The 269-nt window shown below is 38.3% G+C and carries 1 pseudogene; it reads right to left on the bottom strand.

Annotated elements, in window-relative coordinates:
* Nucleotides 1–65 precede the first annotated feature (65 nt).
* Nucleotides 66–269, bottom strand: a pseudogene (locus H5182_RS22205) (IS4/IS5 family transposase); the annotation flags it as partial.

Below are 269 nucleotides of genomic sequence, written 5' to 3'. Positions count from 1 at the left end.
ATTAACTCTTTGTTACTTACATGGATGTCATAGGTAGGTACTTAAGAAAAATATTAAGTACAGCCTTAAAAATTTGGCTCTACCCCATACTGAAATACTCCTGTTTTTCGATCGCGTTTGGGGTGCGCCCTAGCTGCATTTTTACTCAGAAAGTCAAATGCTCCATTAACTGCATTTAACAATCCTTTCCTATGCTTCCTAATAATCGCTGTTAATATGCCAATCCACCAACCCCCCGTTGTTTTTGCTACTGTCATTGTAGACATTTC

It is taken from the genome of Pseudoalteromonas sp. SG44-17 (assembly GCF_014164235.1).
GTDB classification, from domain to species: Bacteria; Pseudomonadota; Gammaproteobacteria; order Enterobacterales; family Alteromonadaceae; genus Pseudoalteromonas; species Pseudoalteromonas rhizosphaerae.
The sequence above is the reverse complement of the archived record's forward strand: the minus strand, read 5'-3'. Positions and strand labels throughout refer to the sequence as shown.